The 15751-nt window shown below is 53.0% G+C and carries 14 protein-coding genes; 5 read left to right on the top strand and 9 right to left on the bottom strand.

Features of this window, described 5'->3' with window-relative positions:
* The first annotated feature begins 20 nt into the window (after positions 1–20).
* Positions 21–860, top strand: a complete 840-nt coding sequence (rlmA, locus tag ACMHLI_RS13365; RefSeq protein ID WP_413529899.1) for a 23S rRNA (guanine(745)-N(1))-methyltransferase — start codon at positions 21–23, stop codon at positions 858–860.
* A gap of 27 nt (positions 861–887) precedes the next feature.
* Here the strand turns inward: rlmA and ACMHLI_RS13360 are convergent, their stop codons facing one another.
* From ACMHLI_RS13360 to manX, 4 genes are all read right to left on the bottom strand, one after another.
* A complete protein-coding gene (locus ACMHLI_RS13360; protein ID WP_112168763.1) occupies positions 888–1346 on the bottom strand; it encodes a DUF986 family protein in 459 nt (152 codons plus the stop codon).
* Positions 1347–1451: 105 nt separating this feature from the next.
* The gene (locus ACMHLI_RS13355) at positions 1452–2294 is read right to left on the bottom strand and encodes a PTS mannose transporter subunit IID (RefSeq protein ID WP_112168764.1); all 843 of its coding nucleotides are present in this window, start codon (positions 2292–2294) and stop codon (positions 1452–1454) included.
* An 11-nt stretch (positions 2295–2305) separates the two neighbouring features.
* Positions 2306–3103, bottom strand: coding sequence for a PTS mannose/fructose/sorbose transporter subunit IIC (locus tag ACMHLI_RS13350; RefSeq protein WP_056778907.1), 798 nt, complete (start codon positions 3101–3103; stop codon positions 2306–2308).
* 93 nt (positions 3104–3196) lie between these two features.
* Complete coding sequence (gene manX / locus ACMHLI_RS13345; protein WP_413529898.1) at positions 3197–4159, bottom strand: PTS mannose transporter subunit IIAB; 963 nt, start codon at positions 4157–4159, stop codon at positions 3197–3199.
* A 605-nt stretch (positions 4160–4764) separates the two neighbouring features.
* Between manX and ACMHLI_RS13340 the strand changes: the two genes are divergently transcribed.
* Positions 4765–6324, top strand: coding sequence for a TerC family protein (locus ACMHLI_RS13340; protein WP_413529897.1), 1560 nt, complete (start codon positions 4765–4767; stop codon positions 6322–6324).
* Positions 6325–6391: 67 nt separating this feature from the next.
* Here the strand turns inward: ACMHLI_RS13340 and ACMHLI_RS13335 are convergent, their stop codons facing one another.
* The 4 genes from ACMHLI_RS13335 to pabB form a co-directional block, all read right to left on the bottom strand.
* Positions 6392–7972: an EAL domain-containing protein gene (locus ACMHLI_RS13335; RefSeq protein WP_413529896.1), complete on the bottom strand. Its 1581-nt coding sequence runs from the start codon at positions 7970–7972 to the stop codon at positions 6392–6394.
* 434 nt (positions 7973–8406) lie between these two features.
* Positions 8407–9771, bottom strand: coding sequence for an L-serine ammonia-lyase (locus ACMHLI_RS13330; RefSeq protein WP_413529895.1), 1365 nt, complete (start codon positions 9769–9771; stop codon positions 8407–8409).
* Positions 9772–9938: 167 nt separating this feature from the next.
* Positions 9939–10541: a CoA pyrophosphatase gene (locus ACMHLI_RS13325; RefSeq protein ID WP_413529894.1), complete on the bottom strand. Its 603-nt coding sequence runs from the start codon at positions 10539–10541 to the stop codon at positions 9939–9941.
* The gene (gene pabB / locus ACMHLI_RS13320; RefSeq protein ID WP_413529893.1) at positions 10538–11914 is read right to left on the bottom strand and encodes an aminodeoxychorismate synthase component 1; all 1377 of its coding nucleotides are present in this window, start codon (positions 11912–11914) and stop codon (positions 10538–10540) included. Before pabB ends, ACMHLI_RS13325 begins: the two co-directional genes overlap by 4 nt.
* Before the next feature lie 179 nt (positions 11915–12093).
* Here pabB and ACMHLI_RS13315 point away from each other — a divergent pair, with 179 nt between their 5' ends.
* Positions 12094–12273, top strand: coding sequence for a YoaH family protein (locus tag ACMHLI_RS13315; protein WP_056778924.1), 180 nt, complete (start codon positions 12094–12096; stop codon positions 12271–12273).
* A 97-nt stretch (positions 12274–12370) separates the two neighbouring features.
* Here ACMHLI_RS13315 and purT read toward each other — a convergent pair whose 3' ends face one another.
* Positions 12371–13549: a formate-dependent phosphoribosylglycinamide formyltransferase gene (gene purT, locus ACMHLI_RS13310; protein WP_413529892.1), complete on the bottom strand. Its 1179-nt coding sequence runs from the start codon at positions 13547–13549 to the stop codon at positions 12371–12373.
* A 254-nt stretch (positions 13550–13803) separates the two neighbouring features.
* On the opposite strand from purT, the gene dbpA reads away from it, so the two are divergent.
* Positions 13804–15192, top strand: a complete 1389-nt coding sequence (dbpA, locus tag ACMHLI_RS13305; RefSeq protein ID WP_413529913.1) for an ATP-dependent RNA helicase DbpA — start codon at positions 13804–13806, stop codon at positions 15190–15192.
* 151 nt (positions 15193–15343) lie between these two features.
* A complete protein-coding gene (yebF, locus tag ACMHLI_RS13300) occupies positions 15344–15709 on the top strand; it encodes a protein YebF (protein WP_413529891.1) in 366 nt (121 codons plus the stop codon).
* Positions 15710–15751: the final 42 nt, after the last annotated feature.

The following is a 15751-nucleotide window of genomic DNA, read 5'->3' as shown; positions in this document are numbered from 1 at the left end:
TTTTCTTGCAGGTTTCCCGCATGACTTATCAGTGTCCACTTTGTTTCCAGCCCCTTGAGCTCACCGGCCAGCAATGGCGCTGTGCGCAGAATCATCAGTTTGATCATGCTAAAGAAGGCTACGTCAATCTGATGCCCGTGCAGCATAAACGATCGAAGCAACCGGGGGACAGCACTGAAATGATGATGTCACGCCGTGCCTTTCTTGATGCCGGCCACTATCAGCCGCTGCGCGATCGTCTGGTGGCTCTCCTTGATGAAGTGTTGCCGCAAAGCGCGACGGCTCTGCTGGATATCGGTTGCGGAGAAGGGTATTACACGACGGCTATTGCTGAAAGGTTAGCCCTGACACGTGCGTTGAAAGTGTATGGGCTGGATGTCGCGAAGGTCGCGATTCGTTATGCGGCGAAGCGGTATCATTCGGCGGATTTTTGCGTGGCTTCCAGCCATCGTTTACCCTTCGCCGAAGCCTCGCTGGACGCCGTGGTGCGGATTTACGCGCCCTGCAAGGCACAGGAGCTGTACCGTGCCGTTAAACCGGGTGGCGTGGTACTAACCGTCGCACCAGGGCCTCGCCATCTGTATCAACTGAAGGGGCTCATTTATCAGGATGTACAGTTACATGCGGAGCTGGATGAACAACTGGAAGGCTTCGAACGGATAGCGACGGAATCTCTGGCCTACGATATGCAGCTGACGGGGACGGAGGCGTTTGATCTATTGCAGATGACGCCTTTTGCGTGGCGCGCTTCGCAAGAGGTGATGGCGAATCTGAAGGCAGAGACGGCGTTCAGGTGTGAGACTGATTTCGTCATCAGGTTGCATCAACGCAAACCAGATGACGAAACTATTAATGCTTAATCTGGCCTTGCAGGGTTGAAGGTCAGACTACTGATTTTCAACCATCACTTTGTAAATCTTCTCTAAATCATCCAGCTCGTTTACGCGGATCAATAACTTCTTCTGTTCTAATTCAAACACCAGCACACCATCCTCAGAGAGATTCATACTGCGGATCCTGTCATACGTGATGAAGGTATTGGCGAAGTAAAAACCTTTGGGCTTAAACAGCAATTTTGGCCAGCGAATAAAAGAGAGATAGAACGCCACCAGCGCCAGACCAATCAACAAATAGTTAGTAAGAGGCGTGCCATTGGCCTGAATATTGTTGTAAAGCAGGATCGCCAGCAGGCCAATGAAGATGATGGAATCGAGCTTATTACGGCGACGAAGATTGACTCTCAGGCGGGTTTTGCCGTTTTTGGCTCCCATGATGAATTCGTCGTAGATGGCATAGGCCAGCAGCATGAAGGTGAAGAGGGCGAGGACGATATCGGTCACTGACATGAAAAAACTCCAGCGTACTGCCAACAGGCAAAGCAAAATAAAAGCAGAAATAGACAAATTCAGGCAATAAAAAAGCCGGAGGAGTGATCCCCCGGCTTGTGGCTATCAGAGACCTAACAGGCCAATCCAGTAACCGAAGATCCCGATGGCGAAGAAGCCAACGATGATCCACAACGCATTCACTTTCCGACGCAGCAGCCACATACAGCCGAAGGTCAGCAGCAATGGCACCAGACCCGGCATCAGCTGGTCCAGAATCGTCTGTACCGTGGTGACCGTAGTATGGCCGGTTTGGTCGGTGATTTTCGATACCACCAGCGGAATGTTAACGTGCGTCCATTTGTTAACCAGTGCCCCCATGACAAAGAGGCCGAGAATAGACGCCCCCTCGGTCAGTTTTTGCAGGAAGCCGCCGCCCATATCACCTACGATATCGACACCTTTTTTGTAGCCATAAGCCACACCGTAATAACGGGTCAGCAGGCGTACAAGGTTAAACAATACGAAGAACAGCAATGGCCCAAGCAGACTACCGGTCATCGCGATACCCGCACCCAGTGCAGCAAACACCGGACGTACAGTACCCCAGAAGATCGGGTCACCCACACCGGCCAGAGGCCCCATCAGACCGACTTTCAGGCCGTTGATGGCCGCGTCGTCGATAGGTGCGCCGTTGGCACGCTGTTCTTCCATCGCCAGCGTTACGCCCAAAACAGGCGCGGCAACATAAGGATGGGTGTTGAAGAATTCCAGATGGCGTTTAATTGCCGCTTTGCGATCGTCGTTATTTTCAGGATAGAGACGACGAATAGCAGGCACCATACAGAAACAGAAGCCCAAAGCCTGCATACGTTCGAAGTTCCATGACCCCTGGAAAAGGTTGGAGCGCATAAACACACCGCGGATGTCGCCTGCCGTGAGTTTTTTAACTTCAGTTTTATCAACCATGTCCTTCACCCTTAATCCAATTCGTTATCGAGGTCGTTAACACCCGGAGCTGCCGCTGCTTGCGCAGATTTGTTGTATTTCGGGCTCAACTGGATGTAAAGCACTGCCATCACCACACCAATCACACCCAGTGCAACCAGGTTGAAGTTAGTGAATGCCGCAGTGACGAAACCGAGGTAGAAGAAAGGCATCAGGTAGCCAGCACGCATCATGTTAATGACCATGGCGTAACCGACGACGACAATCATACCACCCGCAATATTCAGACCGTTGGTGACCACTTCCGGAATCGATGCCAGCAAGTCATGAACGATGGCAGTACCCACAGAAACCGCAACAATCACGGCTGGAATAGCGATACGCATTGCCTGAAGAACCAGCGCCGAAACGTGGATCCAGGTAATCGCGCTAAGGTTTCCTTTCTCAGCGGCTTTATCAGCAGCGTGCTGGAAGGCAACGGTGATAGTACGAACGATAATGGTTAATACCTGACCTGCAGCAGCCAGAGGGATGGCTAATGCAATACCGGCACCGACAGACTGACCGCCTGCGATAACCAGAATGGTAGAAATGATGGAGGCGAGGGCAGCATCCGGTGCAACAGCAGCACCGATGTTCATCCAGCCCAGCGCAATCATTTCCAACGTACCGCCGATGATGATCCCGGTTTTAACATCACCCAGAACAAAACCGATCAAAGTACAGGCAACTAACGGACGGTGAAACTGGAATTCATCCAGAATCGAACCCATCCCGGCAATACATGCAACAATAAATATCAGCACAATTTGTAGTGTGGTGATCTCCATTGCACTTCTCCTATGACCAAAGGACGCTGAGTAAAAACAAGCACATCAGATGCAGATAACGTTGAGGCAATCTGCGTTTGACGCCTGTGCTTATTAATTCATCTTATTAATAAGATCCATCATCTTGAGACGTGAATCCGAGGACACTTTACGCACTTCAAGTTCGATACCTTTTTCATTCAGTTTTTTGAATGCTTCGATATCTTTCTCGTCGACGGACACGGCGTTATTCACCTGGGTTTTACCCTGACGGAATGCCATACCACCAATGTTGACCGTTGTAATCTTCACGCCACCTTCAACCACACGCAGCACGTCGGTTGGGTTGGTGAACAACAACATCACGCGGTCGCCAGCGTATTTCGGGTTGTTGTAAACACGGATAGCTTTCTCCACGTCGACAACGTGTGCAGTTACACCAGGAGGAGCAACCTGAGTCAGCAACGTTTTACGCACGGTGTCGGCAGCCACTTCATCGCTGATGACAATAATGCGGTTAACGTTGGTTTCTTTGGTCCAGCGGGTCGCGACTTGTCCATGGATTAAACGGTCATCAATACGGGCAAGACCGATTTTCATGTAATCATTCGGACCGGAAGGTTGAACCGGGGCGGCTTTTTTCGGTACAGGTGCGGCGACAGGGGCTTCTGTGGCAGGTTCCGGGGTTTTCAGCGCTTTTACGCCGATACGTCCGGTTTCCACTGCAATGGCAACCAGTTCTGCGAAGGACGGGTTGTCATCACGGGCCATGAAAGTTTCTGCCAGCATAGGGATGTTAACACCGGTGACAACTTCGTAATTTTCCTTATCGACAACAATGCGGCTGGCGGCGTTAAACGGGCTGCCACCCCAGGTGTCGACCAGGAAAAGGACGCCGCTGCTGGTATCTAAACCACCCAACTTTGCCGTGTACTTTTCGATCAGGGTTTCGGCATTCTCGCCGGGTACGAAATCGATATAGGCGACATTATCCTGTTCACCTAAAATCATTTCCGCTGTTTTCAGCAACTGTTCAGCTGCTGACCCGTGCGTGCCGATGATAATAGCAATACTCACTCGCTACCTCCTCTGTTAACTCGGTTAAGAGTTATGCACATAAGTAATGGTGCTGATGATGATATCCGCCCGTTTTTGTTCCTGAGGCGGACAGAGCGTTCCCTGCGTGAGAATTAACCCACTAATGTCCGTTAATTTCTGATAACACTGATAAACAGTAAAACTGCAGAACCTCAACAGGTCGTGCGACGTGATTTATTTTAGTGTGTGAAAAAATAAATTTTGTGACGACTGTCCGTTATTCAACGACGTATTGTGAATACGCTTCCACGTGCCTAATAAAACAGCATAGATGTTTCAGAATGATGCAGGAGGTAAAAGATCGCACTTTCGTCAGATAATCATTCCTGATAAAGTGATTTTCCAAATAATTGAACAGGAGTACCGGGCCTCAGCCCTCCCTATGGACTGTCACCGACGTCACTATTCTTCGCTTTTTCATCTCATCATTACCGGCAAATCCGCCCCAATGGGCCTGATTTTTGCCGCACTGAAACCGCTTTCATCTGTAAGTCATACAGCTAAAACACTTTGCCGGGCCCCTGATTGCTCAGCGAATCGCGTTTCTTTGCGTCTTTTTTCTTTAACTCATTGCGGAGTCTGACATGGAATTTTTGATGGACCCTTCAATATGGGTCGGTTTGCTGACACTTGTCGTTCTGGAAATTGTTCTGGGTATCGACAACCTGGTGTTTATCGCCATTCTTGCGGACAAACTGCCACCAAAACAGCGTGATAAAGCACGTATCATCGGCTTATCCTTAGCTCTGATTATGCGTTTAGGCCTGCTGTCGCTGATCTCGTGGATGGTCAAACTCACCACGCCGCTGTTTAGTATTGCGCAGTTCAGTTTCTCCGGACGCGATTTGATCCTGTTGCTCGGCGGGGTATTCCTGCTGTTCAAAGCGACGACGGAGTTGCACGAACGGCTGGAGGGGCATGAAGAGCACGGTTCGCAAAACCGCGGCTACGCCAGTTTCTGGTCCGTTGTGGCGCAGATTGTGGTGCTGGACGCCGTGTTCTCACTCGATGCGGTGATCACCGCAGTTGGGATGGTCAACAACCTGTACGTCATGATGACGGCGGTGGTGATTGCCATGGGTGTCATGCTGCTGGCGTCGAAGTCGCTGACCCGCTTTGTGAACAATCATCCGACGGTGGTGGTGCTGTGTCTCAGCTTCCTGCTGATGATCGGCTTGAGCCTGATTGCTGAAGGTTTTGGTTTCCACATTCCGAAAGGTTATCTGTACGCCGCGATCGGTTTCTCCATTCTGATTGAATTATTCAACCAGATTGCACGTCGTAACTTCCTGAAAAGCCAGTCCACGCGACCGATGCGTGAACGTACGGCCGAGGCGATTCAGCGTCTGATGGGCGGGAAACGCCAGCATCAGAATGAAGATGAACCTTCAGGTGATGCCGTACCTGCCCATGAGACTTTTGCGGAAGAAGAACGTCACATGATAACCGGCGTACTGACGCTGGCCTCGCGTTCGCTGCGCAGCATCATGACGCCGCGCACTGAGATTTCCTGGGTGGACTGTGAACGCTCACCGGCTGAAATCCGCAGCCAGTTGCTGGACACGCCGCACAGCCTGTTCCCGATTTGCCGTCACTCTCTGGACGATGTGATCGGCGTGGTGCGGGCGAAAGATCTGCTGGTGGCGCTGGAAAAGGGTGAAAGCATCGTGGCCTTTGCCGAGAAAACGCCACCGATCGTGGTGCCGGAAACGATGGATGTTATCAATCTGCTGGCCGTGCTGCGTAAAGCGAAAGGCCGTCTGGTGGTAGTCAGCAATGAGTTTGGTGTGATTCAGGGGCTGGTCACGCCGCTGGACGTGCTGGAAGCCATTGCCGGTGAATTCCCGGACGAGGACGAAACGCCGGACGTGATTGCCGACGGTGATTCCTGGATAGCCAAGGGTGGCACGGATTTACATCTGTTACAGCAGATCCTGGACATCAACACGCTGGTCAGCCCGGACGATGATTTTGCGTCACTGGCGGGTTTGTTGTTATCGAAATCTGGCCAGATGCCGGTAGCAGGTGAAGTGATTGAAATGGCCTCGCTGCACTTTGAAATTCTTGAAGTGACAGATTATCGGATCGAGCGCGTGCGGATCACCAAAATCCAGTCTGAAGACCATTGGGAAGAAGACCAGTAATAGCGGTTCACTTCTGTTTAAAACGGCGACTCCGGTCGCCGTTTTTTATGCTTGTCATTCACCGTGATTATTCATCAACCGGTTGCATGACCTGCGTGGATTTCTCATAACGCGCCAGCCAGATCGGGAATACCTCAATCGGCATCGGCCTGGCAAAATAGTATCCCTGCAAAGAATCGACTTTGCGTTTACGCAGATAATCGACCTGTTCACGAGTTTCGACGCCTTCGGCAATCAGCTTCAGATTCAGCCGTTGCGCCAGCGTGATGATGGTATCGGTGACCGTTGCGTTAATCGCGTCAGTACCGATGGAGGCAGTAAACGCCTGATCGATTTTCAGCACGTCAGGATTGAGCGTCTTCAGATAACTCAATGAACTGTGGCCGGTACCGAAATCATCGATCGCCAGTAATATCCCCATCTCTTTCAACTGTGAGATCTCGGCGGCTCGTAATTCCTGCAAGCGCGTGCGCTCAGTCAGTTCCAGCATTAGCGAGACGGAAGGCTGTGCGGGGAGCCAGATTTTGCGGATGTCATCCACAATTTCCATATTATTAAAATGCTGAGCGGCGACGTTAATACTGACGTAAAAACCGGAAGTGGCGGGGAAGACCGAAAGATTATCGGCCACCGTTTTAATCAGGTAGCGGGTAAGCGCGATAATGAGCCCGTGTTGCTCAGCCAACGGAATAAACACATCTGGCGAAACCCATTCCTGTCGGCGATTTTTCCAGCGCATCAGCGTTTCGACACCAATACAGCGGCCATCGACACTGTTGATAATCGGCTGACAATAGACTTTAAATTCGCGGTGCGAAATCCCGTGGCTTATCGGATACGCGAGACTAATCCGGCTGCCGGATAACAAATAGACCGCCGTTGCGGTCAGTAAACTGATCAGCACCGAAAGAGGAAGATGGGAAGCCAGTTCTGACCAGGCCAGCGCGGAAGGTTCCTCACCATAAATCGACACGGAAAAATCATAGTTTGGTGATTTCACAGTCAGCAACGGCCGCTGCGACAAATTCACGCTTTGAATGATTTCATTTTTACCATACTCGAGGCTTTGCTTCATCACGTTCAGGACAATATGGCGGGCGTACGGAGGCTGTGGTTCGAGCAGGAAATTCGACAGGATCCCGATGTTATAGACGAACAGTTCACCGTTAAGATTATCAGCCGTGGCAGGCTGCCAGAGCAGCAAAGTAGGAATATCTAATCTGGTTAATTTTGCTGCACGAAGCTCAAGCCGCGTTCGGCCCTGAGCGATGTCCGGCAGGGTGTTGCTGAAATTCAGATCCAGCGCGCCAATAAGGCTTGAACAGGTAATGGTGCCATTGGTAACAAGAGTGATAGATCGCAAGGTTTGCATGCGCGCCACGGTTTGCTGCATGACAGGTTGTAATTCACGACAGGTCAGCGCCGGGTCAACGGGTGCTTTTCGGGCGGCCTGTGAAGCGGGTTCAAGTAATTTTTCGAGTTTTTCAACGGTGTGCATCGCCACGCGTTCTTGATCCGCAGAGATAACCTGACTTTGTTCGTAAATACGAATACCGAGCGTAAGAATAAGGGTAAATAACCCCATAGCGCTGGCCAACGCAAGGCGATAGTAGCGATACTTCGCAAGTCCGGTCTGGGAGAACAGCATCGTTCTAATCCTTGTATCCCGTGTAATGTGCAGGCTCACAAATAGTCATTTATAAAGGGTTTACCTGAGCGTAACAGCCGTTTTGTTATTATTGATAGTAGCTGTAAATCGAAGGAGGCTCTTTCACTTTATTAAGTGTCAAAATGAAATAAAATCCCTGTCTGTGACGTTGTCACTCATTTTGCGCCTGCCATTCCTGAACATTCGAGCGGTAGAACTTATTGAAGCAGCCTGAGCGGCAAAACACGCGGAAATCAGCATGCCGTACGCGCGGGGTATAAAGCAAGTGTCATGTCCAATATGTATTGATAATACAACGGGTTGTTCTTAGCGAAGATTTAATGGCTACTTGATAGTACCGGTGCGGTATTTTGTGCGTCACACGTCCAAAACATCTGGCAATGTGACGCAGCCATGAGAAAAACGCAGTAATATCAGTCGCACTGCACCTTGATCGCCAGACCACCACGTGACGTTTCACGGTATTTGGCGTTCATGTCTTTGCCCGTTTCGTACATGGTTTCAATCACTTTATCGAGAGAGACCCGGGGCTCACTGGTGCGGCGCAACGCCATGCGTGCCGAGTTAATGGCTTTCACCGACGCGATAGCATTACGCTCGATGCATGGCACCTGAACCTGACCGGCCACCGGATCACAGGTCAAACCCAGATTGTGCTCCATGCCGATTTCAGCCGCCACGCAAACCTGCTCGGGGCTGCCGCCCAGTAATTCAGTCAGACCGGCGGCGGCCATGGAACAGGCCACGCCGACTTCACCCTGACAGCCCACTTCTGCACCTGAAATCGACGCGTTCATCTTATAAAGAATGCCGATAGCGCCGCAGGTGAGGAAATAGCGCAGATAAATATCCGGGCTGACGGATTGGATGTACTTGTCATAATACGCCAGTACCGCCGGAACAATCCCGCAGGCACCGTTAGTCGGTGCAGTGACCACGCGGCCACCGGCGGCATTTTCTTCGTTAACCGCCAGCGCAAACATATTTACCCAGTCGATCACGTTCATCGGGTCTTTAGACAGCTGATCGTTGGAGACCAGCATTCGGCGCAGTGCCGATGCACGGCGCGGAACACGCAGCGGGCCGGGAAGCACGCCTTCTGTGTTTAAACCGCGATCGATACACGCTTGCATCGTGTGCCAGATTTTCTCGAAATATTGCTCGATCTCTTGCTTACTATGCTGCGCGAGCTCGTTCTGCATCATTAAGCCGGAGAGAGAAAGGCCATTCTCTTTGCACTTTGCCAGCATTTCACTGGCCGAATTAAAGCTGAACGGCACGGACACTTCGTCCAGAACCGGCTGGCCGAAATGCTCATCATCGACGATAAAACCGCCGCCGACGGAATAATACGTTTTGCTGTACACCAGTTTGTCACCGGCAAACGCGTGGATCTGCATGGCATTTTCATGGCGTGGCAGGTTTTCGCTGCGAAATACCATGCCGGTGTCGCGCGGGAAATCGACTTCGTGCTGGGTGGTGCCAAGCGGCAAACGCTGACGTTGCTCAACGTCGCGGATAAAGTGCGGAATCCCGTCGATGTCAACGGTGTCGGGCTGATTACCGGCCAGACCTAAAATAATGGCGATATCTGTGTGGTGGCCTTTACCTGTCAGCGACAGGGAGCCAAAAACGTCCACGGCGACACGCGTAACGGCAGGCATCATGCCCTGTTCGAGCAGGTCATCAGCGAACTGTTTACCGGCTTTCATCGGGCCCAAAGTATGGGAACTGGAAGGGCCAATCCCGACCTTGAACATGTCGAAAACGCTAATCACGTCGAATACTCCTGTAATTGAAAACGGCAGGGAACGGGACCCTGACAGCCACAAACGAATTTGTGGCTAGATCTATAGTGTAAAAGGGGTTTAGGGCAATAGATTCTATTTTCGCATGAAATAAACTTATTTGATGCGAAAGTGTGATCGATGTGTAACCAGTGAGGTCAGTCTTTAACCTGCCGGGCCAGCTGACGAATGATCGACGCGGTTAATCCCCAGACAAATTGCTGCTGATACCAGGATAAATACACCCGGTGATGTGTGCCTCTGCGGTGAATATCCAGAGAATGGTAACGGGCCAGATCGAAAGCTTCCTGTAACGGCATCTCGAATATCTCCGCCACTTCATCTTCCGCCGGATGGAACGTCACATCAACGGGTAACAGGCCGATCACCGGCGTGACCTGAAAACCGCTGCTGCTGTCCTGCGGGGCTAGCGTGCCCAATATGTGTACCTGCTCAGGAGGGATCGCGACCTCTTCCTGCGTCTCGCGCAGCGCAGTGGCGATAATCGATGCATCCGTGGCATCGGCCGCACCGCCTGGAAACGCGACCTGACCGGCGTGCTTGCGCAGGCTGTCTGAACGTCGGGTGAGTAAAATTGTCGGCTCTTCGCGGCAAATAATCGGGATCAACACCGCCGCGTGGCGGGTGCCGCGCAACAGCGGCGCGGGCATGCGCGGCTGCTGTAACTGAAAGCGCAGAATGAAATCTTCCACGGCGGGCGAAAACGCCTGCACCGGCGGGTGTTGTTCCAGCAAACTCACGGCTGAGCGTCTCCTAACTGGGGCAAAATGCGGGCGATTTTATCGAACGTCTCCTGATATTCTGCCTGTTCCTGGCTGTCCGCAACAATCCCGCCGCCCGCCCAGCAATAGATTTTACCCTGTTCGGTCAGCAGAGTGCGGATGGTGATATTGCTGTCCATCGTGCCGCAGCAGCTGATGTAAGCAATACTGCCGCAGTAGCCGTTGCGGCGCTGGGGTTCGAGTTCTTCGATTATTTCCATCGCGCGCACTTTTGGCGCACCGGTGATAGAGCCACCGGGGAAACAGGCACGCAGCAGGGCGCTGGCGTGGCAGTCAGCGGGTAATTCAGCGGTGATGGTGCTGACCAGATGATGGACGGCCGGGAAGGGCTCGACCACAAACAGTTCAGGCACCCTTACGCTGCCGGGCGTCGCCACCCGGCCAAAGTCATTTCGCAGCAAATCGACGATCATCAGGTTTTCGGCGCGATCTTTTTCTGACGCTGCCAGACGCTCCGCCTGGCGGGCATCTTCGGCCGGATCTTCACAGCGCGGCAGCGTGCCTTTGATAGGTCGCGTCTGGATCTGCTGGTTTTTCAGCCAGATAAAGCGTTCGGGAGAGAGGCTGAGCACGGCGTTTTCCGGCAATCGCAGAAAGGCCGAGAAGGGCGCACGGTTGGCCTGATTTAGCCGCAGAAACGCCTGCCACTCATCACCCTGATAGGCGGTGGCGAACCGTTGCGCCAGATTGATTTGATAGCAATCACCGCTGTGAATGTATTCCTGAATCTGGCGGAATTTCACACCGTATTCTTCGCGACTCATATTCGCCTGCCACGGTGCATCCAGGTGGAAAGGGGCCGTGTTCACCGGCTGCGCATGCTGTTCCAGCCAGCGTATACGCGCCTGAATATCACCATGAGACACCAGAGTCAGACGCTGTAAATGGTGATCGGCGATCAGCGCCCAGTCATAAATACCGACGGCCATGTCCGGAAGCGTGATGTCGCGCTGCGCGATGTCCGGCAGCGTCTCAACGCGGCGGCCCAAATCGTAGCCAAACAGGCCGAGTGCACCGCCCTGAAAAGGAAAGTCGTCAGAGGTTTCTGCCCGAAATCCCGAGGCGCAAAGCTGTTCTTCCAGCAACACAAACGGATCTTCTTCCCTTGTCCACACGGCACCCTCTCGCGCAATCTGCGTAATCGCCCCGCGGGTGGTCAGCGTGACCAGCGGGTCGGCGACCAGAATATCGAAGCGGTTGTGCTGGTGCTGCGCTGCGCCTGAGTGCAGCAGCATCGCCCACGGCAAAGCGGAAAGTGGCCCGAACTGCGTCAGCAGAGCGTCTGGCCGATAAGGCAAGGGATAGAAAACAACGGAGTGAGCGGGTTGCATGACGGGTTTCAGTTTCTCTGGCGCGATGAATGACGTTACAGGCCTGCGATCCTAACATAGATTCCGCCCCCGGAAACCAGCACAGGCGATTTGCAGGAATAAGGCGTATACTGTGCAACCCCGCAGCCTGCGGGCGTTATTTATCTTGCAACAGTCACCACGTACAACAGGAATCTCCCATGCTGACAGGTATGCCTTCACTATCACATAACGAACAAGAACAGGCCGCCGATCGTATCCGCCAGTTAATGGAAAATGGCATGAGCAGCGGCGAAGCCATTGCTACCGTGGCGGCAGAAATCCGTGAAACGCACAAAGGCGATCGCGTGACCGTGATTTTTGATGACGAAGACGAATAACACCCTGTCCTGAAGGTGTTTTCTTTCAGGCAAATTGTGATGAAAAAAACCGGAGCCTTTGCAGGCGTCCGGTTTTTTTATGTGGAATCCGCAGAGATTAGCCTTTCACGACCACCGCAGCGGCGGCCTGTTTGGCCTGTTCCACCGCATCTTCGACGTTATCGGCAATCGCCAGCGCAACGCCCAGACGGCGTTTCCCACTGATTTCCGGCTTGCCGAACAGGCGAATTTGATTGTAACCGGTCAGCGCATTTTCCAGACCGCTGAAGGTGACGTCGTTGCTGGTCAGCTCAGGCAGAATAACGGCAGAGGCGGAAGGGCCGAACTGGCGGATATTGCCCACCGGCAGGCCAAGAAAGGCGCGAACGTGCAGAGCAAACTCCGAGAGATCCTGAGAAATCAGCGTCACCATGCCGGTATCGTGCGGACGTGGTGAGACTTCGCTGAAGATCACATCGTCGCCGCACACAAACAGCTCGACGCCAAACAGACCTTTGCCGCCAAGGGCTTTTACGACTTTTTCGGCAATCTCTTTCGCACGTTGCAGGGCCAGTTCGGTCATCTGCTGTGGCTGCCAGGATTCCCGGTAATCCCCGTCTTCCTGACGATGGCCAATTGGCGCGCAAAAGTGGATGCCATCCACGGCGCAGATGGTCAGCAAGGTTATCTCGAAATCAAATTTCACCAGGCCTTCCACAATGACGCGACCGCCACCGGCACGACCGCCTTGCTGCGCGTAATCCCATGCGGTTTGCAGTTGTTCTGCGCTTCGGATCAGGCTCTGGCCTTTACCCGATGAACTCATGACCGGCTTGATAATGCACGGGTAACCGATTGCGTCGACAGCCTGACGAAAAGAGGCTTCATCATCCGCAAACTGGTAGGTGGACGTCGGCAGTTGCAGCGTTTCTGCAGCCAGGCGGCGGATGCCCTCGCGGTTCATGGTCAGGCGCGTGGCTTCGGCGCAAGGCACCACGTTGTGACCCTGTTTTTCCAGCTCGACCAGCATACTGGTGGCGATAGCTTCGATTTCCGGCACGATGAAATCGGGACGTTCGCTTTCGATAACCTGTTTGAGCGCGTCGCCGTCCAGCATATTAATGACATGGCTGCGATGAGCAACCTGCATTGCCGGTGCATCGGAGTAACGATCCACGGCGATCACTTCCAGGCCAAGACGCTGACATTCAATCGCCACTTCTTTCCCGAGTTCGCCAGAGCCTAACAACATGACGCGTGTGGCGCCGGTGCGCAGTGCAGTACCAATGGTTAACATAGCTTCGTACCCAGATCTGTGATGAATAAAAATGAGAATTTCGGCGCGCAGTATATCTGAATTAATGATCAACGAAAACGATTGCGCAGTATGATCGCCGAATTCGTCGCGGAGCAAAGTGGGGCGTGTAAGGGATTTTTTCAGCCAGTTTTCTGCCGTTTAAGGCAGTCAGCGGGCGTCTCTGTTATCATTTAACCAAACCATGGCGTCAGACCCTCTGCCGCTGCTTCGATTTTTGCCTCACATAAAGAGTTATCGCCTTGAGCACGCATTCCTTTTCAGCCCTGACACTGCCCGCTGAGCAACTTTCTAACCTGACCGAACTGGGTTATACCGAAATGACCCCGATTCAGGCCGCTTCACTGCCTGCCATTTTGCAGGGGCAGGACGTCCTGGCCAAAGCTAAAACCGGTAGCGGCAAAACAGCTGCGTTCGGAATCGGTTTGCTGAACAGTATCACCGTGGCGCAGTTCTACGCTCAGGCGCTGGTGCTGTGCCCGACCCGCGAACTGGCTGATCAGGTCAGTAAAGAGTTACGTCGTCTGGCTCGCTTTACCCAGAACATCAAAATTCTGACCCTCTGCGGCGGCCAGTCAATCGGCCCGCAGCTGGAATCACTGGTGCGTCAGCCGCACATCGTGGTCGGTACGCCGGGGCGTATTCAGGAACATTTGCGTAAAGGCACTCTGAAGCTGGATCAGCTGAAAGTGCTGGTGCTGGATGAAGCCGACCGCATGCTGGACATGGGCTTTAGCGAAGACATTGAAGACGTGGTCAGCTACACACCGCCCGCCCGTCAGACGCTGCTGTTCTCCGCAACTTATCCTGACGGCATCGAGCGTATTAGTTCTAAATTCCAGCGCCAGCCGCTGAAAGTCGAAATTGAAGGTGAAGAAGACGTTGCGGATATCAAGCAGGTCTTTATCGAAGCCGATAAACATCAACGTTTGTCACTGCTTGCGGCGGTGCTTTATCAGCATCAGCCTACGTCATGTGTGGTGTTCTGTAACACCAAGCGCGATTGTCAGGACGTCTGCGATGCACTGTCCGCCAAAGGTATCAGCGCGCTGGCGCTGAACGGCGATCTTGAACAGCGTGACCGTGACCGTGTGCTGGTGCGTTTCTCCAACGGCAGTTGCCGCGTGTTGGTGGCCACCGACGTGGCGGCGCGCGGTCTGGACATCAAAGATCTCGGTCTGGTGATCAATTACGAACTGTCGTTCGATCCTGAAGTGCATATCCATCGTGTAGGCCGCACCGGCCGCGCAGGCACCAGCGGTCTGGCCGTCAGTTTAGTCACGCCGCAGGAAATGGGCCGTGTTCACGCACTGGAAGATTACACTCGTCAGACCTTTGTCTGGCAGCCGGCTGCACAGGCGTTGGCCGCTACGCCGGTAGCGCTGGATCCTGTCATGGCGACCCTGTGCATCGACGGTGGCCGTAAAGCCAAAATCCGCCCCGGTGACATTCTCGGCGCGCTGACCGGTGAAGCTGGCCTGACCGCTGCCGAAGTCGGTAAAATTGACATGTTCCCGATCCACGCGTACGTAGCGATTCGTCAGAAGAGCGCCAAAAAGGCGTTGCAACGTTTGCAGGAAGGCAAGATCAAAGGCAAAAACTGTAAGGCCATCATCTTACGCTAAGCATTATGCGTTGTTCGTCATGTTGTTAATGTTGTGTTATTACCTTGTTGAGGATTATATTATCTAACGCAAGCGATGACCTTGTCAGTTGTAGGGATATAAATCCTGCAAGGTCACTGGTAATGATCGACAAAAAGCGGGAAGACGAACAATGAAAAAGATGATCTCAGGCGCGGTGATCGCTGTCGCAGGAATGAGCGGAATGATTCAGGTGGCGCAGGCGGCGGAGCCGGAAGTGAGAACGGCAACGGTCGCGCCTTGCTCAACCGCCAGCAAAGACGAAATTGCGGCGCTGGTGAAGCGTGATTTCCTGCAAAACCGTATTCCGCGTTGGGATGCGGACAAGAAAACGCTCGGTACGTCTACGCCGGTGGCGTGGGTAGCGCCGGACAGTATCAGCGGCGATAACGCGAAGTGGACAATCCCGCTGAAAGTTCGCGGCGATCACACCGACAAAACCTATCAGGTTACGCTCAATTGCCAGCTCGGTGAAATCAGCTACAGCACGCCAGTCTGAGTGATATCCGCGTCCGTTTCCTCCGGCGGACGCATTATTCCT

The organism is Rahnella inusitata, assembly GCF_965118895.1.
GTDB lineage: Bacteria > Pseudomonadota > Gammaproteobacteria > Enterobacterales > Enterobacteriaceae > Rahnella > Rahnella inusitata_A.
The sequence above is the reverse complement of the archived record's forward strand: the minus strand, read 5'-3'. Positions and strand labels throughout refer to the sequence as shown.